This is a genomic window from Parabacteroides sp. AF18-52 (assembly GCF_003479145.1).
GTDB classification, from domain to species: Bacteria; Bacteroidota; Bacteroidia; order Bacteroidales; family Tannerellaceae; genus Parabacteroides; species Parabacteroides faecis.
Genome location: NZ_QUGR01000013.1, coordinates 1 through 17,522 on the forward strand (window position 1 = coordinate 1; position 17,522 = coordinate 17,522).

14 protein-coding genes are annotated in these 17,522 nt (G+C 36.5%); all 14 read left to right on the plus strand.

All coding sequences use genetic code 11. From position 1 onward, the window contains the following. Window positions 1–293: 293 nt before the first annotated feature. Entirely contained in the window at window positions 294–1,223 is a 930-nt protein-coding gene (locus tag DWX23_RS18615; protein ID WP_122355992.1) for a UDP-glucuronic acid decarboxylase family protein, read from the plus strand. Between the two features lie 22 nt (window positions 1,224–1,245). Continuing rightward, window positions 1,246–2,559 carry a UDP-glucose/GDP-mannose dehydrogenase family protein gene (locus tag DWX23_RS18620; protein ID WP_122375552.1) on the plus strand — a complete coding sequence of 438 codons (1,314 nt, stop codon included), beginning with the start codon at window positions 1,246–1,248 and terminating at the stop codon, window positions 2,557–2,559. Window positions 2,560–3,124: 565 nt separating this feature from the next. Next, window positions 3,125–4,579 carry a lipopolysaccharide biosynthesis protein gene (locus DWX23_RS18625; RefSeq protein ID WP_122375553.1) on the plus strand — a complete coding sequence of 485 codons (1,455 nt, stop codon included), beginning with the start codon at window positions 3,125–3,127 and terminating at the stop codon, window positions 4,577–4,579. A 45-nt stretch (window positions 4,580–4,624) separates the two neighbouring features. After that, the gene (locus tag DWX23_RS18630; protein WP_122375554.1) at window positions 4,625–5,572 is read left to right on the plus strand and encodes a glycosyltransferase; all 948 of its coding nucleotides are present in this window, start codon (window positions 4,625–4,627) and stop codon (window positions 5,570–5,572) included. Between the two features lie 14 nt (window positions 5,573–5,586). Next, complete coding sequence (locus DWX23_RS18635) at window positions 5,587–6,600, plus strand: glycosyltransferase family 1 protein (RefSeq protein WP_122375555.1); 1,014 nt, start codon at window positions 5,587–5,589, stop codon at window positions 6,598–6,600. Window position 6,601: 1 nt separating this feature from the next. Then, a complete protein-coding gene (locus DWX23_RS18640; RefSeq protein ID WP_122375556.1) occupies window positions 6,602–7,489 on the plus strand; it encodes a glycosyltransferase in 888 nt (295 codons plus the stop codon). Continuing rightward, entirely contained in the window at window positions 7,486–8,286 is an 801-nt protein-coding gene (locus DWX23_RS18645; RefSeq protein WP_122375557.1) for a methyltransferase, TIGR04325 family, read from the plus strand. The genes DWX23_RS18640 and DWX23_RS18645 overlap by 4 nt, the downstream gene beginning before the upstream one ends. 46 nt (window positions 8,287–8,332) lie before the next feature. Next, window positions 8,333–9,253 carry a glycosyl transferase gene (locus tag DWX23_RS18650; protein ID WP_233587674.1) on the plus strand — a complete coding sequence of 307 codons (921 nt, stop codon included), beginning with the start codon at window positions 8,333–8,335 and terminating at the stop codon, window positions 9,251–9,253. A 3-nt stretch (window positions 9,254–9,256) separates the two neighbouring features. Then, complete coding sequence (locus DWX23_RS18655; protein WP_122375559.1) at window positions 9,257–9,622, plus strand: FdtA/QdtA family cupin domain-containing protein; 366 nt, start codon at window positions 9,257–9,259, stop codon at window positions 9,620–9,622. Next, window positions 9,606–10,694 carry a DegT/DnrJ/EryC1/StrS aminotransferase family protein gene (locus DWX23_RS18660; protein ID WP_233587675.1) on the plus strand — a complete coding sequence of 363 codons (1,089 nt, stop codon included), beginning with the start codon at window positions 9,606–9,608 and terminating at the stop codon, window positions 10,692–10,694. The genes DWX23_RS18655 and DWX23_RS18660 overlap by 17 nt, the downstream gene beginning before the upstream one ends. Before the next feature lie 5 nt (window positions 10,695–10,699). Then, window positions 10,700–11,638 (plus strand): hypothetical protein, encoded by a 939-nt coding sequence (locus DWX23_RS18665; RefSeq protein WP_122375560.1) that lies wholly within the window; start codon window positions 10,700–10,702, stop codon window positions 11,636–11,638. A 38-nt stretch (window positions 11,639–11,676) separates the two neighbouring features. Further along, window positions 11,677–12,435, plus strand: a complete 759-nt coding sequence (locus DWX23_RS18670) for a glycosyltransferase family 2 protein (protein ID WP_122375561.1) — start codon at window positions 11,677–11,679, stop codon at window positions 12,433–12,435. Window positions 12,436–12,463: 28 nt separating this feature from the next. Next, entirely contained in the window at window positions 12,464–14,980 is a 2,517-nt protein-coding gene (locus DWX23_RS18675; protein WP_122375562.1) for a YfhO family protein, read from the plus strand. Between the two features lie 16 nt (window positions 14,981–14,996). Next, complete coding sequence (locus tag DWX23_RS18680) at window positions 14,997–17,522, plus strand: YfhO family protein (RefSeq protein ID WP_122375563.1); 2,526 nt, start codon at window positions 14,997–14,999, stop codon at window positions 17,520–17,522.

Here is a 17,522-nt window from a genome sequence, read left to right on the forward strand (position 1 = left end):
AGTCCTTTTTGAAACTTATTTTTTTTCAAGACTGTCAACTTATTTCAGGACAGGACATGAACAAGCAAGTAATAGGGAGGAATATTTATATTGAATATCCGATATGAATAAGAAATGGAGATTGCTAAATTCCCTTTCGTATAAATAACGACTTTTGAAGGGAAAGAATCCTTTCAAATTCCTATCTTTGTGCAAGTTTTGTCATTTCCGGTCTGGGACTGACCAACATTGTTGTGCTCTCTGTTTATGAAAATAACTGAGATATATAGGAAAACACCAATTGAACAAATAGCATGAAACAGATTTTAGTTACCGGAGGAGCCGGATTTATTGGTTCTCATCTTTGTGAACGCCTGTTGAAAGACGGAAACAATGTGATTTGTATGGATAATTATTTTACAGGTCGTAAGCAAAATGTTGTTCATTTGTTGGACAACCCTTATTTTGAGATGGTGCGCCACGACGTGACGTTTCCGTATTATGTGGAGGTGGATGAGATTTATAATCTGGCATGTCCGGCATCCCCGATACATTATCAGTTCGATCCGGTGAGTACTACTAAAACATCTGTTATCGGTGCAATCAATATGCTTGGATTGGCAAAACGTACGAAAGCACGTATTCTTCAAGCGTCTACCAGTGAAGTTTATGGAGATCCGGTTGTTCATCCCCAGGAAGAAAGTTATTGGGGGAATGTGAATCCTATCGGCTTGCGTAGTTGTTACGATGAAGGAAAGCGTTGTGCGGAAACATTGTTTATGGACTATCACCGTCAGAATAAGGTAGACATTAAGATTATCCGTATTTTTAATACATATGGTCCGCGGATGCGTCCGGATGATGGCCGGGTTGTATCGAACTTTATCATGCAGGCATTGAAAGGGGAAGATATCACTATTTATGGGGATGGTATGCAGACACGTAGCTTTCAGTATGTGGACGACCTGATTGAAGGAATGGTGCGTATGATGGCATCTGAAAATTTCACAGGCCCTGTCAATTTGGGAAATCCGGGTGAATTCACCATGATCGAACTGGCAGAGATCATATTGAAGATGACGAACTCGAAGTCGAAAATTATATTTACACCTCTTCCTTCCGATGATCCGAAACAACGCAAACCGAATATTACTTTAGCCAAAGAGAAGCTGAATGGCTGGGAACCGAAAGTTCGTTTGGAAGAAGGTCTGATAGAGACTATTAAATATTTCAAGAGCCTTTAATTTTGCATTTTGATTATAAATTATGAAAATAGCGATAGTAGGAACGGGCTATGTAGGCCTGGTTACGGGGACCTGTTTTGCAGAAATGGGAACCGAAGTTTTTTGTGTAGATGTAAATACTGAAAAAATAGAGAACCTTAAACAAGGTATAATTCCTATCTATGAGCCTGGTCTGGAAGAAATGGTTCATCGTAACCAGCAAGCCGGGCGATTACAATTTACAACCGATCTTACCGAATGCCTGGACGACGTAGAGGTTTTGTTCAGTGCCGTTGGTACACCTCCTGACGAAGATGGTAGTGCTGACCTGAAGTATGTACTGGAAGTAGCCCGTACTGTCGGTCGTCATATCAAGAAACATATTCTGGTCGTAACGAAGAGTACGGTTCCTGTGGGAACTGCTAAAAAAGTGCGCCAGGCTATTCAGGAAGAGCTGGATAAACGGGGTGTGCAGGTTGAATTTGATGTTGCATCAAATCCTGAATTCCTGAAAGAAGGTGCGGCAATCAAGGACTTTATGAGTCCGGATCGTGTGGTTGTAGGTGTCGAATCTGAGCGTGCGGAAGAGTTGATGACTCGTCTGTACCGTCCTTTCCTTTTAAACAATTTCCGTGTAATTTTTATGGATGTTCCATCGGCAGAGATGACCAAATACGCAGCGAATGCGATGCTGGCTACCCGTATCAGTTTTATGAACGATATAGCCAATTTATGTGAGATCATCGGTGCAGATGTAAACATGGTTCGCAAAGGCATCGGTTCGGATAACCGTATCGGTAATCGTTTCCTGTATGCCGGCATTGGATATGGTGGTTCCTGCTTTCCTAAAGATGTGAAAGCATTGATCAATACGGCTAAACAGAATAAATATCCGATGCGTATCCTCCAGGCTGTAGAGGAAGTAAATGATGAACAGAAGTCTCTTTTATTCCGTAAGCTTGAAAAGCATTTCAATGGTGACCTGAAAGGGAAACGTGTTGCTATTTGGGGATTAGCTTTTAAACCCGAAACAGACGATATGCGTGAGGCCCCATCTTTAGTCCTGATTGAAAAGTTACTGGCTGCGGGTTGTGAAGTGTATGCTTATGATCCGGTTGCAGTAGAAGAAGCAAAACGTCGTATTGGCGATGCGATCCATTATGCAAAAGACATTTATGATGCAGTTGTAGATGCCGATGCCCTGATGCTTGTAACGGAGTGGAAAGAATTCCGTATGCCATCATGGTCTGCAGTAAAGAAACTAATGGCTACCCCACTCGTTCTTGACGGCCGTAATATTTACGATATCAAGGAAATGGAGGAGAACGGGTTTGTTTATCATTGTATAGGAAGATAATCGAAAAACAACTATCATACTATCATTTTTTACCTGAAGGCTTTAATCTACAAGCTCTTTGGGTATGATAGTCGTTCGTTTTATCTATCATTTATCTATCATAAACCCTCATTCAACTATCATTCTTAGCTGTTTTGTCGAAAAACAGGTCTCTCAAAGGCTTTAAAAAGAGTCTCACTTTTGCATATACATCGTATTTTATTCGCAGAAGTAGTTACCTTTTTAAGAGAAAGTAGTAGGGAAACTTAGCAGAGATACCCATTTTCACCTCTTTTACACCCCCATCTGATCGATACTGAGACCCGGGTGTGGAGGTGATTGAGATCCGGGTCTCAATGGATTTTTATAGTTATATATCTGAAAATAAACAATATACTGAGGGAGAAAAGATAACTGTTTTTATGATAGTATGATAGATGGATTAGTCACTATCATTGAAACTGTCATGCTCTGTATTAGTTGAATTTTATATCCAATAAGATGGTTTATGATAGTATGATAGTTGTTGCACAAATTTTTATGATGAAATTGTATTTTTCAATAGGTCGTATATGATTTCATAATCATGGCGGAAGAAACATTAAAAGATAAGACGGCTAAAGGGCTTTTTTGGGGAGGCGTTAGTAATGGATTACAACAGATATTAAATTTAGTATTTGGTATTATTCTACTACGAGTACTTGATGCAGAGGATTACGGTATGGTTGGAATGTTAGCTATTTTTATGGGAATAGCTTCAACTATACAAGAAAGTGGTTTTTCTGCTGCTTTAATAAACATAAAAGAATTTAAACATGAAGATTATAATGCTGTCTTTTGGTTTAGTTTGATAGCAGGAATTATTATATATATTATCCTTTTTTTTGTTGCTCCATTGATTTCTTGGTTTTATGAAAAACCAGAATTGACAAATTTGTCTCGTTTCCTTTTTGTGGGGATTCTTTTTGGGGGGATGGGGATTGCTCATAATGCTGCACTGTCTAAAAAACTTATGGTGAAAGAGAAAGCAAAAGTTGATGTTATAGCATTGTTGGCTTCGGGAATTATAGGAGTTATATTAGCTTTAAATGGTTTTGCTTATTGGGGATTAGCTGTTCAATCTGTTACTTATGTAGGGGTAAGTACCTTTTTAAGATGGCATTATTCTCCTTGGAAACCATCAATGCATATCAATTTGTCTCCCTTAAATGATATGTTTTCATTCAGTATTAAATTGTTTCTAACTAATATATTTTGGCAAATTAATACTAATATCTTTTCTGTCCTTTTAGGGAAATTTTATAATCCTAAACAGGTCGGATACTATTCGCAAGGGAATAAGTGGACGGTGATGGGTAGTACTGTGATTGTTGGAATGATTAATAGTATTGCACAACCTGTTTTGACACAGATGAGTGATGATATAGAAAGACAACGAAATGCTTTTCGCAAGATGTTACGTTTTGGGGCATTTGTATCTTTCCCTTTGATGTTGGGGTTAGCTTTTGTAGGTAAAGAATTTTTATTGATTGCAGGTGGAGATAAATGGCTTCCTAGTGTATCGTTCTTGCAATTGTTTAGTATATGGGGAGCTATTTATTATATGTGGCATTTGTATGTAAGTATTTTGATAACACATGGAAAATCTAATATATATTTGGGTGGGATGCTTTTAGTTGGTTTATTGCAATTGGTGACGGTAGGTTTAATGTTCCCTTATGGTATTTTTCCTATGGTCATTATATATATTTTTTCTTATTTTATTGGTTTGTTATTTTGGCATTATTATGTAAAAAAAATTATAGGACTTGGATTCTTTATGGTAATGAAGGATATAATGCCTTATTTATTAATAACTTTAGGAACTTTCATTTTAACTTGGGTTATTACGTTTAAGATAGATAACCTTTATGTACTATTTGTTTCAAAAATAATTATTGCAGCTATAATTTATATACTAATAATGTGGAGTAGTAATTCTGTTATATTTAGAGAATGTATGACTTATCTTAAATTAGATAAATTCTTTTTTAGAAAGTGATGGTCTGTAATTGAATAAATATAGTATGAAAAACAATTTTGTTGTATGAAGTCTCTTGTTTCAGTGGTTCTCTGTACATGTAATGGAGAAAAGTATATAAAAGAACAGATTGATTCAATACTGAATCAATCTTATCCTATTCATGAGTTAGTTATACAAGACGATGCATCAAATGACAGTACTATAAATATTTTGTCTCAATATAGATCTAATCCTAAGGTAAAAATATATATAAATACAAAAGCTTTAGGGTTTAATGCAAATTTCTTATCAGCAATATTGAAAACAACAGGTGATTATATTGCTTGTTCTGATCAAGATGATATTTGGAAAGTGAATAAAATAGAAGAGTTAATTAATAACATAGGGAATAATATGTTAATATTCCATGACTCGATATTGTTTACTACTGATATAACTCAACCTTTAGGTATGAGGAATTCGCCAAACCAAAATTTGCATGAAACTTATTTGTTATTGAAACCTTATATTCCTGGACATCAATGCTTTTTTAGTAATAAAATTCTTTCGGAACTAAAACGGCTTTTTAGGGTAGAGCCTAATTTATCATATGACTCCTTAATCTGTTTAGTGAGTAAAGCTTTGGGTGATATAGTGTATCGGGATGTAGGTTTAATATACTGGAGACGACATCCAAAAGCTGTATCTTATATCAATCATCCTCAGAGAATAGGCAAATTGCAAGGTTTTATATTAGCATGTAAGTCTTTAAAAGATATTGAAAAGAGAAAGAAAACTAAAGACTATTTCAGATTAGTATCTACAGTTCCTTTAAAACAACCTTCTTCTATTTGTATTGTAAAATATATGAAAACAGGTTCTTTATTGGATATTTTTAAAGCTTGTTGTGTGTGTCTTAAATATCAAAAAGAACTTTATCCTCAAGAGAAAAGATTTTCTTCTTCTCTCAAAACATTTCTGATACCATTATATTTTATTAGGGATTCAAGTTGTTTTATTATAAGAAAGTAATTTGAGTAAGTCTTATGCGTGCGGTAGTTTATCCTAATTTATTAACGAAAAATTGTATAGGAGTAAATCCTTACATTCAAGATTTTATTGAAAACTTGGAATCACAAGGTGTACAGGTAATAAATGCCCCTCATAAAAATCCTTTGGTTAGTTTGTTTCTGAAACAAAATATGTCCATGGATGTTTGTTTTCTTCATTGGATAGAAAATGTTCCTTTATATAAATATGGTTATCTTCAGTTTGTATTGGCATTTATGTATATTTTGATTCTAAAATTGAGGAAGAAAAAGATTGTGTGGTTTTTACACAATAAGGAACCACATGAAAAAACCTCTTTTTCTTTAGGGATTTTTTTGATGAAGATTTTAGTTCATTTCTCAAATTTAATTGTTACTCATGCTACCGATGGAGTAAAATTGATAAATGATTATTATCCAGATTGTATTGATAAAGTTCATTTTCTGGATCACCCAACGAAGGACAGACTCTCTTTATTTAGTAAAAAAGATAATCCTTCATATGATTTGTTAATTTGGGGAGCAATTTCAAAATATAAAGGAATTGCAGAATTTGTTCAGTATTTGACAAAAAAACAATCTCATTTGAAAGTTTTGATTATTGGAAAATGTGAGTCTAAGGAGTATTATTCACAATTATTATCTTCAAAAAGTGATAATATTCAAGTAGAAAATAGGGCGTTGACATTTGAACAGTTGGCAGTTTGTATATCTGATGCTCGTTTTGTTTTAATACCTTATATTCCAAAATCACTTCTTAGTTCTGGTATATTAATGGATTCTTTATCCTTAGGAGCAAAAATAATAGGTCCAAATGTGGGATCTTTTAAGGATTATTCCCAAAATTCACAATTGGAAGTCTATGTTTTTAATAATTATGATGATATAGAAGATATAATTCATAGATATCCAGATTCTATTGATGTATCAGCTTATTTACAGTTTTTAAATGAGTACTCATGGCCTTCTTTCATGAAAAAAATGCTTTGTTTGATTAGTGAAAATAAATAGTATGTCTCTAGCTCCTGTTCTTTTATTTGTATATAATCGTCCATATCATACTCGTAAGACTATTGAAGCCTTATTAATGAGTGAGATTGCGTCTGAAACAGACTTAATTATTTATTCGGATGCATCTGTTGATCCTTTCAATGATAAAATATTGGAAACACGTAATTATATAAAATCTATTGTCGGATTTAGATCTATAGTAATAATTGAGAGGTCGAAAAATTGGGGATTGGCAAGAAATATTATTGATGGTGTAACTTCAGTAATTAATCAATATGGGAAGGTCATTGTTTTGGAAGATGACTTGGTTGTATCTCCTTATTTTCTTAAGTATATGAATGAAGCACTTGACTTTTATGAGAAAAAAGAACAAGTTGTTTGTATTCATGGTTATGTATATCCGGTAAAACAAAAATTGCCTGAAACCTTTTTTATAAAGGGTGCTGATTGTTGGGGATGGGCTACTTGGAAGCGTGGATGGGATTTGTTTTGTCCGGATGGAAAGCTTTTGCTTGATGAGATAAATAAACGTAATATGAGGGGAGAATTTGATTTTGAAAACTCTTATCCATATTATAAAATGCTTGAACAACAAGTGAAAGGAAAGAATGACTCTTGGGCTATCCGTTGGTATGCATCTGCATTTTTGAATAATAAACTTACTTTGTATCCAGGGACTTCGTTAGTAGCTCAAATAGGAATGGATGGAAGTGGAACCCATTGTGACACTAATTCAATATTTGATGTTCAATTAATTGATAGACCTATAAAAATATTAGAGATCCCTATTGAGCAGACTTTACCTGCAAGAAAGGTTTTTACTTATTATTTCAGATATACGATGAAGATAACAAAACTTCGCTCGTTTATAAAAAGAATGATTAAATGAAAGAAATTCTGATCCAAAAAATACCGGCTAAATTGTTTATTCTACTTAAAGGCTATGGTTGGTATGGTAACTTTGCAACCTGGGATACAGCTAAAAAGTTGACAACCGGTTATGAATGCGATAATATAGTAGACCAAGTAAAGGACTCTTTACTTAAAGTAGTAAAAGGAGAAGCTGCTTATGAAAGGGACTCTGTACTTTTTAATGAAGCTGAATATTCTTGGGAACTGGTTTCGTCATTATTATTTATAGCAAGTTTTCATGATAATTCTTTGAATATAATAGATTTTGGAGGATCATTAGGAAGTACTTATTATCAGAATCGTTTTTTTTTAAATGGTTTACATTCTTTGAAATGGAATGTAGTTGAACAACCCAACTTTGTAAAAGAAGGAAAATTGTATTTTGAAAATGAAACGTTGAAGTTTTATAATTCTATAGAGGAATGTATATTTAATACTAAGGGAAAAATAAGTGCTGTATTATTTTCAAGTGTTCTTCCTTATTTAGAAACCCCTTATAATATATTGGAAGAGGTATTTAATCATAAGATTAAGTTTATAATTGTAGATAGGACAGGATTTACATTGGACGATAAAGAGCGAATTACTGTCCAGAAGGTTCCAAGCTCTATTTATAAGGCTTCATATCCTTGTCGCTTTTTCGCAAGAACATCTTTTGTAAAGTTTTTTGAAGATAATGGATATGAACTAATGTATGACTTTGATGCATTAGATAAGGTTAATATTCCTTCAGAATATAAAGGTTTTGTTTTTAAATATAAAGAAAATGCTTAATTTTTGTACTCTTTTTGACTCTGTCTATCTTTCAAGAGGTTTAGCTATGTATAATTCGCTGAACCAACATTGTAAAGATTTCCACTTATATATATTTGCTTTTAATGATAAGTGCTATTCGATTTTGAATTCGTTGCAGCTCGCAAATACTACAGTGATTTCTTTATTAGAGTTCGAAGATGAAGAGTTACTGAAGGTGAAACCAACTCGTACACGGGCGGAGTATTGCTGGACCTGTTCTTCTTCAACCATATTATATGTATTAGATCGTTATAATGTAGATCATTGTACGTATCTGGATTCAGATTTGTACTTTTTTTCATCACCTCAAGTCTTGCTGGACGAAATGGGAGAAAACTCAGTGCTGATAACTCCTCATCGATATACCCGGCAATATGACCAAAGTGTGAAGACAGGGATATATTGTGTACAGTTCGTTACCTTTAAAAATAATAGGCAAGGACGAACTGTTTTAGAATGGTGGCGTAATGCCTGTCTTGAATGGTGTTATGCTCGGTTTGAAGACGGACGTTTTGGAGATCAGAAATATCTGGATGATTGGCCTAATCGTTTTGAAGGAGTCTTTGTCTCTCAAAATTTAGGAGGTGGGGTTGCTCCCTGGAATATGCAACAATATAAGTTTGAACAGGAAGATGATAAGGTAATAGGTACTGAACTGAATACAAATAAAAAATTTTCAGTTATCTTTTTCCATTTTCACTCTTTTGTCTTTGTATCTCCAGACTTTTTTTCTCCACGCCCTTATTATGAAAGAAATGATTCATCAATTTTATTGCTCTTTAAACCATATGTGAAAGAAATAAAACAAATAAGAAGTAAATATCCTGTAATACAAACCTCTGAGTTATATTTGCATGGGTTGAAATATTATAAATATCTGCTTGAACTTTTGGTTCGTCGCGGATTAAGAGAAAAACATTATATTAAGTTGTTACATGAAAATTAAAATATGGCTCATATAATAGATTTAAAAACATTTACAGATAAGCGTGGAAATCTGACTGTGGTAGAAAAGGTATTACCGTTTGATATAAAACGAATATTTTATATATATGGCGTTGATGATTCTGTAAGAGGAGGACATCGCCATCATAAAACAGTACAGGCAGCTATTTGTTTGCAAGGACATTGTACGATATCCAATAATACAGGAGAGGAAAAACAAGAATTTGTATTGGATTCTCCGCACAAATGCCTGATCCTGAAACCTACGGATTGGCATATTATGCACCATTTTAGCAAAGATGCTATTTTAATGGTATTGGCTTCTGAATTTTTTGATTCGAACGATTATATTTATGAGCCTTATGATTGAATATGAGAGTTTAGGAAGATTGAATAAATCTTTCGAAGATGAATACATGCAGTGCTTTAGGGAATTACTGAATAGTGGTTGGTATATTCTTGGTAAACAAGTTGCTTCTTTTGAAGATGCTTTTGCACAATACTGTGGGGTAAAACATTGTATAGGAGTCGCTTCTGGACTGGATGCTCTAATGTTGGCCTTGCGTAGTTATGATTTCCCGAAAGGTAGTGAAGTACTTGTCCCGTCAAATACTTATATAGCAACAATTTTGTCTATTCTTCAATGTGATCTTAAACCTGTTTTAGTAGAACCTGATGTTCATACTTATAATATTGATCCTTTAAACATAGAGGAGAAAATAACGAAAAATACATGTGCTATCATGGTTGTCCATTTATATGGAAAAGCTTGTGATATGGGGAGTATCATGGGGATTGCTGATAAATATGCTTTACCTGTCATCGAAGATTGTGCACAGGCTCATGGTGCGATGTTTAAAGGACAGAAGGTCGGAACATTTGGTATAGGAGCTTTCTCTTTTTATCCAACTAAAAATTTAGGAGCTTTAGGTGATGCTGGTGCAATTACAACAAATGATTCTGATAAAAAAGAACTATTTAAAGCTTTGAGAAATTATGGTTCAAAGATTAAATATCAGAATGATTATATAGGTTATAATTCGCGTTTGGATGAAATTCAAGCATCATTGTTGAATGTAAAACTTAAATATTTGGATCGGATTAATTCACATAAAAGAGAATTGGCTGATATTTATTTGAAGGAACTAAAAGAGGATTTTATAAAACCGGTAGTTTCTCCTGATTATTTTGACGTATATCATATTTTTAATATACGTCATCCTAAAAGAGATGATTTGAAGGAATATCTTCTTAAAAATGGAATTAAAACAGATATTCATTATCCGATTCCCCCTCATAAACAAAAAGCGATGGAAGGTCTTTTTGAGGGTGAATATCCATTATCAGAAGAAATACATAAGACAACATTAAGTCTTCCTATATCATATGGGCATACTTTAGATGATGTTTCTAAAGTAATAGAAGTCTTAAATAAGTTTTAATAACAATGAATATACCGATAATCATAGTACATAGGGGAGATACATTTTATCTGAAGCTTGTTTTAGAACAAATCCGTTTATTTAATCCTCATACTAGAATTTGTTTGATCAGTGATGCTTCTACTGATAAATATTGTTTTGTAGAGCATTACAATATTGATGATTATTCGAAAGGAGCTGATGCTTTTAAGATGGCTTATATACATATGTCATCTAATCCCTATGATTATGAATTGATATGTTTTCAGAGATGGTTTTGCATTCGGGATTTTGTAAAAACTCAGAAAATAGAGAATTTTCTTTGTATGGATTCTGATGTATTGCTGTATTGTAATATTGATGAAGTCATGCAACAATATATAACTTATGACTTTACTACATGTAATAAACAAGGGCCTGGCTGCGCTTTATTCAATATATCTTCTATATCTAATTTTTGTGGATATATGATGTCTATGTATACAGAAGAATTTCTTTTAAACAAGATGAAATCTATGTATCAAGGATTTATTGATAATAAACGCTTAGGTGGTATATGTGATATGACTGCATTTGTCTGGTTTCAGGATAATATAAAATGCAATGTGATAGACATTGCTATTCCAACGAACGGTACATGTTTTGACGGATGTATTACATGGGGGCAGGGTTTCGAAATGGAAGACGGTAAAAAGAAGGTTTATTGGATAGATAATCTTCCATATGGAAAATTAATGAATGATCAATCCCTGGTTCGATTTTATTGTCTGCATTTTCAGGGACGTTCGAAGTATTCAATGTATAAGTATATAGTGGATGAGCATAAAGTTCATCATTCCGGTTTTTGGTATAATTTAAAATGGTCCTTGTCAAAAGAGATATTGGGGGCCAGGTTGAAAGGGATAAAAAAAGCAATTCATAATCCACAAATGATAGTTAATTTTGTGAAGGCAAAATTGAAATAAATGATGATTCTAAATATAATTATAGAATAGCTACATAAATGCAACAACCTGTTTTCTCGATCATTACAATAACATATAACGCTTCCCGCTGGGTGGAGTCGACCATTTTGAATGTGTTGAGCCAGTCGTATCCGAATATCGAATATATTATTATTGACGGAGGGTCGACCGATGGGACTGTAGATATTATCAAACAATACGCTTCCGGAGTTTCTTATTGGGTTAGTGAACCGGATAAAGGTATATACGATGCAATGAATAAAGGGCTTCAAAAGGCTACGGGAGATTATGTGTGGTTTGTTAATGCCGGTGATTCTTTATATACTTCTGACACCGTACAAGGTGTTGCTTCCTTAATTCAAAAAAAGAAAGTGCTGCCTGATATTATTTACGGGGAAACTATTCTTATTGATGAAGAAGGAAAATCGCTGGGGAAACGGAGGTTGAAAGCTCCGGATAAACTAACATGGAAGAAATTTCGGATGGGAATGTTGGTTTGTCATCAGTCATTTATAACAAAACGGACAATTGCTCCGTTATATGATTTAACATATCGTTATTCTGCTGATTTTGATTGGTGTATCCGGTGTATGAAACAGGCGAAGAGAATATATAATACACGGATGACCCTGTCTAATTTTCTGGATGGCGGAGTCAGTACGACTCAGCGTAAAGCCTCATTGAAAGAAAGATATGATATAATGTGCCGGTATTACGGGACTGTATCGACATCCCTGCTTCATGTGTGGTTTGCCATTCGCTTTTATTTTGCAAAGTGGGTGAAAGGAAGAGTATAAACGAAACAATATATAGAAGATACATATTATGCATAGTATTATGAAAAATGTGGGTAAGCATGTTGCTGCCCTGATTTTATTTTTAGGGTTGGTAATGGCTTATTTCTCTCCGGCTGTATTTGACGGAAAAGTCATTAGACAAGGTGATAATGTGAAAGCGGCAGGTATGGGTGGTAGTCAGGTAGATAAATATGCCAAGACGGCTGAACCTGGGGAGTTTAGTGTCTGGTCGGACGCTATGTTCTCAGGGATGCCTTATGGACCTGGATATGGAAATCCTGCACCCGAGTTACCATCCTACAGCATTGTTGATAATTGGTTGAAACAACCTGGATATACTCATGCTGCGATGGTTTTTACCGGATTGGTATGTTTTTACCTATTGATGTGCATAATGGGGGTAAACTGGTGGTTGGCAATTGCAGGGGCTATTGCTTTTGCCTTTGCTTCCTATAATATAATTATTATAGAGGCTGGGCATATTGTAAAAGCTTATGTAATAGGATATATGCCTATTACATTGGCGGGGATGTTTCTTTTATTTAAACGAAAATGGCTTTGGGGAGCAGTCTTGTTTCTCTTAGGAGTGGCTTTCTCTTTATTAAATGGGCATATCCAGATTACTTATTATTTGGTTTTGTTGTGTTTATTCGTTTATTTGGGATATTCTATAAAGATGATCAGAGAAAAATTAACAGCAGATTGGTTAAAGACTTCTTTGATTATGCTTGCTTGTGTCGTATTGGCAGTTCTTCCGAATGCAAAACATATGTATGCTAACTGGGACCTTGGCCAACACTCGATTCGTGGGGCGTCGGAACTGACTCCGAAACCGGATGAAACGGGAAAGGTGGAAAAAGCATCTTCCGGGTTGGATAAAGATTATGCATTTCAGTGGAGTTACGGTTGGAAGGAACTGTTGACTGTTATGATCCCGGATGTATATGGTGGTAGTTCAGGAGGTACGTTGGATAGCTCTTCCGAATTATATAAAGAATTGAAGAAAAATGGGGCACAAGTAGGGAAAGAGGTACAGACTTATACCTATTGGGGAGATAAACCGTTTACGTCGGGTCCTGTTTACTTTGGGGCATTGGTGTGTTTCTTGTTTGTACTTGGAATGTTTGTGGTGCGTAATCCGATGAAATGGTGGTTGTTTGCAGGTTCTATTTTCCTGACATTCCTGGCATTGGGACGTAATTTCGATGCGTTTAATGATATTATGTTCCATTATCTGCCTTTGTATAATAAGTTCAGAACTGTGGAGATGGCTCTGGTTATTCCCGGATTTGTATTCCCTATTGTTGGTATTTGGGGATTACGGGAGATATTCAGAGGAAATGTCGATGATAAAACAATGAAGAATGGCTTTTTGTGGTCTGTGGGTATAACGGGAGGTATTTGTCTGATTATCTTCTTGATACCTTCGTTATTGTTGAATTTCCATTCTGTATATGATGCACAGTTCCAGAATCAGGTACCGGAATGGTATTATACAGCCTTGTTGATGGACCGTGCTTCTTTGGCTTCGGCCGATGCGCTACGCTCTTTGATCTTTATATTATTGGGAGCAGCTTTATTGCTCTGGTACTGGAAAGCTAAAAATAAAAAGACGGCTTCCTTGATCGTGAGTGCCGGTATAGCAGTGTTGATACTGGTTGATTTGTGGTCTGTCGACCGCCGTTACCTGAATGATGGTAATTATGTAAAAGAAAAAGCTGAAGAAAGTTATAAGGAAAGCGTTGCCGATAAAGAGATATTTAAGGATACGGATGAATCTTACCGTGTGTTTGGCCTGACTAATCCCTGGCAGGACACCAACGTATCTTACTTTCACCATTCTATCGGAGGATATCATGCCGTTAAATTGCGCCGCTATCAGGAATTGATCGATCACCGCCTCGATGGCGAATATCGTAATATAATCGGAGCTTTGCAGAAGGCACAAACAATACAGGATATAATGCCTGTCCTGGCAGCTTCTCCTTCCCTGAATATGCTGAATACCCGTTATATTATTTATAATCCGGATCAGGCTCCGATCCGTAATCCGTTTGCTTATGGGAATGCCTGGTTTGTAGATAAGATCGATATTGTGGAGAATGCAGATGCGGAGATTGAGGCCTTAAATACGATCAATCCTCTGGAAACGGCTGTTGTGGATAAGAGTTTTGCAAAAGACCTGGAAGGCTTCACCCCTCATAAAGATTCTACAGCAACGATTGTATTGGAGAAATACCGTCCTAATCGGTTGACATATAAAACGAAGACTTCTTCGGAACAATTAGCTGTATTTTCTGAAATCTACTATCCGGGCTGGAAAGTAACGATAGATGGAAAAGACGCAACTCATTTCCGTGCCGATTGGATCTTGCGTGGTATGTTGGTTCCGGCAGGAGAACATACGATTGTTTTTGATTTTCATCCGGATACTTATGTTCTGGCAGCTAATGTCTCGGCATATAGCTCTTTCCTGATCCTGCTGTTATTGATTGTGGCAGTGGGCTGGTCCGGCTGGCAGATATGGCAGAAAAAACGTGATTAATCGATTTGTATAGAAGATGCGTATTCTGTTAGATAAAGTCGGTAAGCATGTTGTAGCAGTTCTTCTGTTCCTGGCATTGGTAATGGCTTATTTCTCTCCGGGAGTGTTTGAGGGAAAGGTCATCAGCCAAAGTGATAATATCAAGGCAGCCGGGATGGGAGGCAGCCAGGTCGATGAATATGCCAAAACTGCTGAAGAGGGAGAATTTAGTGTCTGGTCTGATGCGATGTTCTCCGGAATGCCTTATGGACCGGGATATGGAAATCCAGCTCCGGAACTTCCGTCTTACAGTATAATCGACGGTTGGCTGAAGAAAGTCGGTTATACACATGCGGCAATGGTTTTCGTCGGTTTAGTCTGTTTCTATTTGCTGATGTGCATAATGGGAGTGAACTGGTGGCTGGCAATAGCTGGAGCCATTGCTTTTGCGTTCGCATCTTATAATATTATAATAATAGTAGCAGGACATATTGTAAAGGCGTATGTTATTGCCTATATGCCTGTTACTTTGGCAGGAATGATCCTGTTATTCAGGCGCCGGTATCTTTGGGGCGCTGTGATCTTTTTATTGGGAGTCGCATTTTCTATCGCTAACGGGCATGTTCAGATTACTTACTATCTGGCTTTACTCTGTTTTTTTATTTATCTGGGATATGCGATCCGGCTGATCAGGGAAAAGTCTATAGGGGAGTTGGGCAAAGTATCGGCGATTATGGTCGGATGTGTCATACTGGCGGTATTACCCAATACACAACACCTCTATTCTAACTGGGATTTGAGCCAGCATTCCACTCGTGGGCCGACGGAGCTGACAACAACAACTCCTGCCGGGGAGAAGATCTCGACCGGACTTGATAAAGATTATGCATTTCACTGGAGTTATGGAAGGATGGAACTCCTCACTTTATTAGTTCCGAATGCCTATGGGGGGGCCAGTATCGGTATATTAGGCAGCGATTCCGAACTTTATAAGGAGATGAAAGCCAATGGAGCCCAGGTGGGAAAAGAAATAGAGACTTATACCTATTGGGGAGATAAAATGAGCACATCCGGACCTGTGTATTTCGGAGCTTTGGTCTGTTTCCTGTTTGTTCTGGGAATGTTTGTGATCCGTAATCCGATGAAGTGGTGGTTGTTTGCTGCTTCTGTCTTTTTTGTATTTTTGGCGTTAGGTCGTTATTTCGACCTTTTTAATGATGTTGTGTTTCATCATTTGCCTTTGTATAATAAATTCAGGACGGTAGAGATGGCTTTGGTTATTCCGGGGTTAATATTCCCGGTCGTTGCTATCTGGGGATTACGGGAGTTATTTGCAGGAAATGTAGGGGAATCAGTCCTGAAGAAAGGCTTTTTGTGGGCATTGGGACTTACCGGAGGAATTTGTCTTATCCTGTGGCTGATGCCGTCTCTACTTCTGACTTTCCAGTCTCCTATGGATGTAAATATACAAAATCAGTTTCCGGACTGGTATTATACTGCTTTGTTGAGAGATAGAGCATCATTGACTTCTGCCGATGCACTACGTTCTCTTATCTTTATTCTTCTGGGGGCAGCTTTATTGTTCTGGTATTGGAAAGCGAAAGATAAAAAGAAAACGGCCGTTTGGGTGAGTGCAGGAATTGCAGTTTTGATGCTTGCAGACCTTTGGACGGTCGACCGGCGTTATCTGAACGACGGCAATTATGTAAAAGAGAGTCCGCAGGAATCTTATAAAAAACGGCTTGCAGACGAGGAGATACTGAAAGATACCGACCAGTCCTATCGTGTATTGGGGTTGAATAATCCCTGGGAGGAGACGACCGTTTCCTATTTCCATCACTCTTTGGGCGGATATCATGCTGTTAAATTACGGCGTTATCAGGAACTGATCGAACATCGTCTGAATGGAGAGTACCGGAATATAATCGAGGCTTTACAAAAGGCACAGACGATAAGAGATATATTACCTGCCCTGGCATCTTCTCCTTCTTTGAATATGCTGAACGCACGCTACATCATTTATAATCCGGATCAGGCTCCGATCCGTAATCCGTTTGCTTATGGGAATGCATGGTTTGTGGATAAGGTGAATATCGTAGCGAACGCAGATGAAGAAATTGAAGCCTTGAACACGATTGATCCCCAGGAAACGGCAGTGGTGGATAAACGGTTTGCGAAAGATCTGGAAGGTTTTATTCCGGAGAAAGATACTACAGCAACGATCGTATTGGAGAAATACCGTCCAAACCGTTTAACCTATAAGACAAAAGCTTCGTCAGAACAACTGGCTGTCTTCTCTGAGATCTATTATCCGGGTTGGAAAGTGACAATAGACGGGAAAGAGGCAACCCATTTCCGTGCCGACTGGATATTGCGTGCTATGTTGATTCCGGCCGGGGAGCATACGGTCGTTTTTGATTTTTACCCGGAGAATTATGTGATAGCTGCCAATATATCTTCTTATAGTTCCTTCCTGATTTTATTATTGCTAATCGTTGCAGTGGGCTGGTCCGGCTGGAAATACTGGCGTCAGCAACGTTCTGCTACTACAGAAATAAAATAA

Bases quoted from the DNA above. Each gene is read 5' to 3' on its own strand.
- DWX23_RS18655 (WP_122375559.1), top strand. From the start codon at position 9,257: ATGGCTCATATAATAGATTTAAAAACATTTACAGATAAGCGTGGAAAT.
- DWX23_RS18620 (WP_122375552.1), top strand. From the start codon at position 1,246: ATGAAAATAGCGATAGTAGGAACGGGCTATGTAGGCCTGGTTACGGGG.
- DWX23_RS18640 (WP_122375556.1), top strand. From the start codon at position 6,602: ATGTCTCTAGCTCCTGTTCTTTTATTTGTATATAATCGTCCATATCAT.
- DWX23_RS18665 (WP_122375560.1), top strand. From the start codon at position 10,700: ATGAATATACCGATAATCATAGTACATAGGGGAGATACATTTTATCTG.
- DWX23_RS18660 (WP_233587675.1), top strand. From the start codon at position 9,606: ATGAGCCTTATGATTGAATATGAGAGTTTAGGAAGATTGAATAAATCT.
- DWX23_RS18680 (WP_122375563.1), top strand. From the start codon at position 14,997: ATGCGTATTCTGTTAGATAAAGTCGGTAAGCATGTTGTAGCAGTTCTT.
- DWX23_RS18635 (WP_122375555.1), top strand. From the start codon at position 5,587: ATGCGTGCGGTAGTTTATCCTAATTTATTAACGAAAAATTGTATAGGA.
- DWX23_RS18630 (WP_122375554.1), top strand. From the start codon at position 4,625: ATGAAGTCTCTTGTTTCAGTGGTTCTCTGTACATGTAATGGAGAAAAG.
- DWX23_RS18625 (WP_122375553.1), top strand. From the start codon at position 3,125: ATGGCGGAAGAAACATTAAAAGATAAGACGGCTAAAGGGCTTTTTTGG.
- DWX23_RS18675 (WP_122375562.1), top strand. From the start codon at position 12,464: ATGCATAGTATTATGAAAAATGTGGGTAAGCATGTTGCTGCCCTGATT.
- DWX23_RS18615 (WP_122355992.1), top strand. From the start codon at position 294: ATGAAACAGATTTTAGTTACCGGAGGAGCCGGATTTATTGGTTCTCAT.
- DWX23_RS18670 (WP_122375561.1), top strand. From the start codon at position 11,677: ATGCAACAACCTGTTTTCTCGATCATTACAATAACATATAACGCTTCC.
- DWX23_RS18645 (WP_122375557.1), top strand. From the start codon at position 7,486: ATGAAAGAAATTCTGATCCAAAAAATACCGGCTAAATTGTTTATTCTA.
- DWX23_RS18650 (WP_233587674.1), top strand. From the start codon at position 8,333: ATGTATAATTCGCTGAACCAACATTGTAAAGATTTCCACTTATATATA.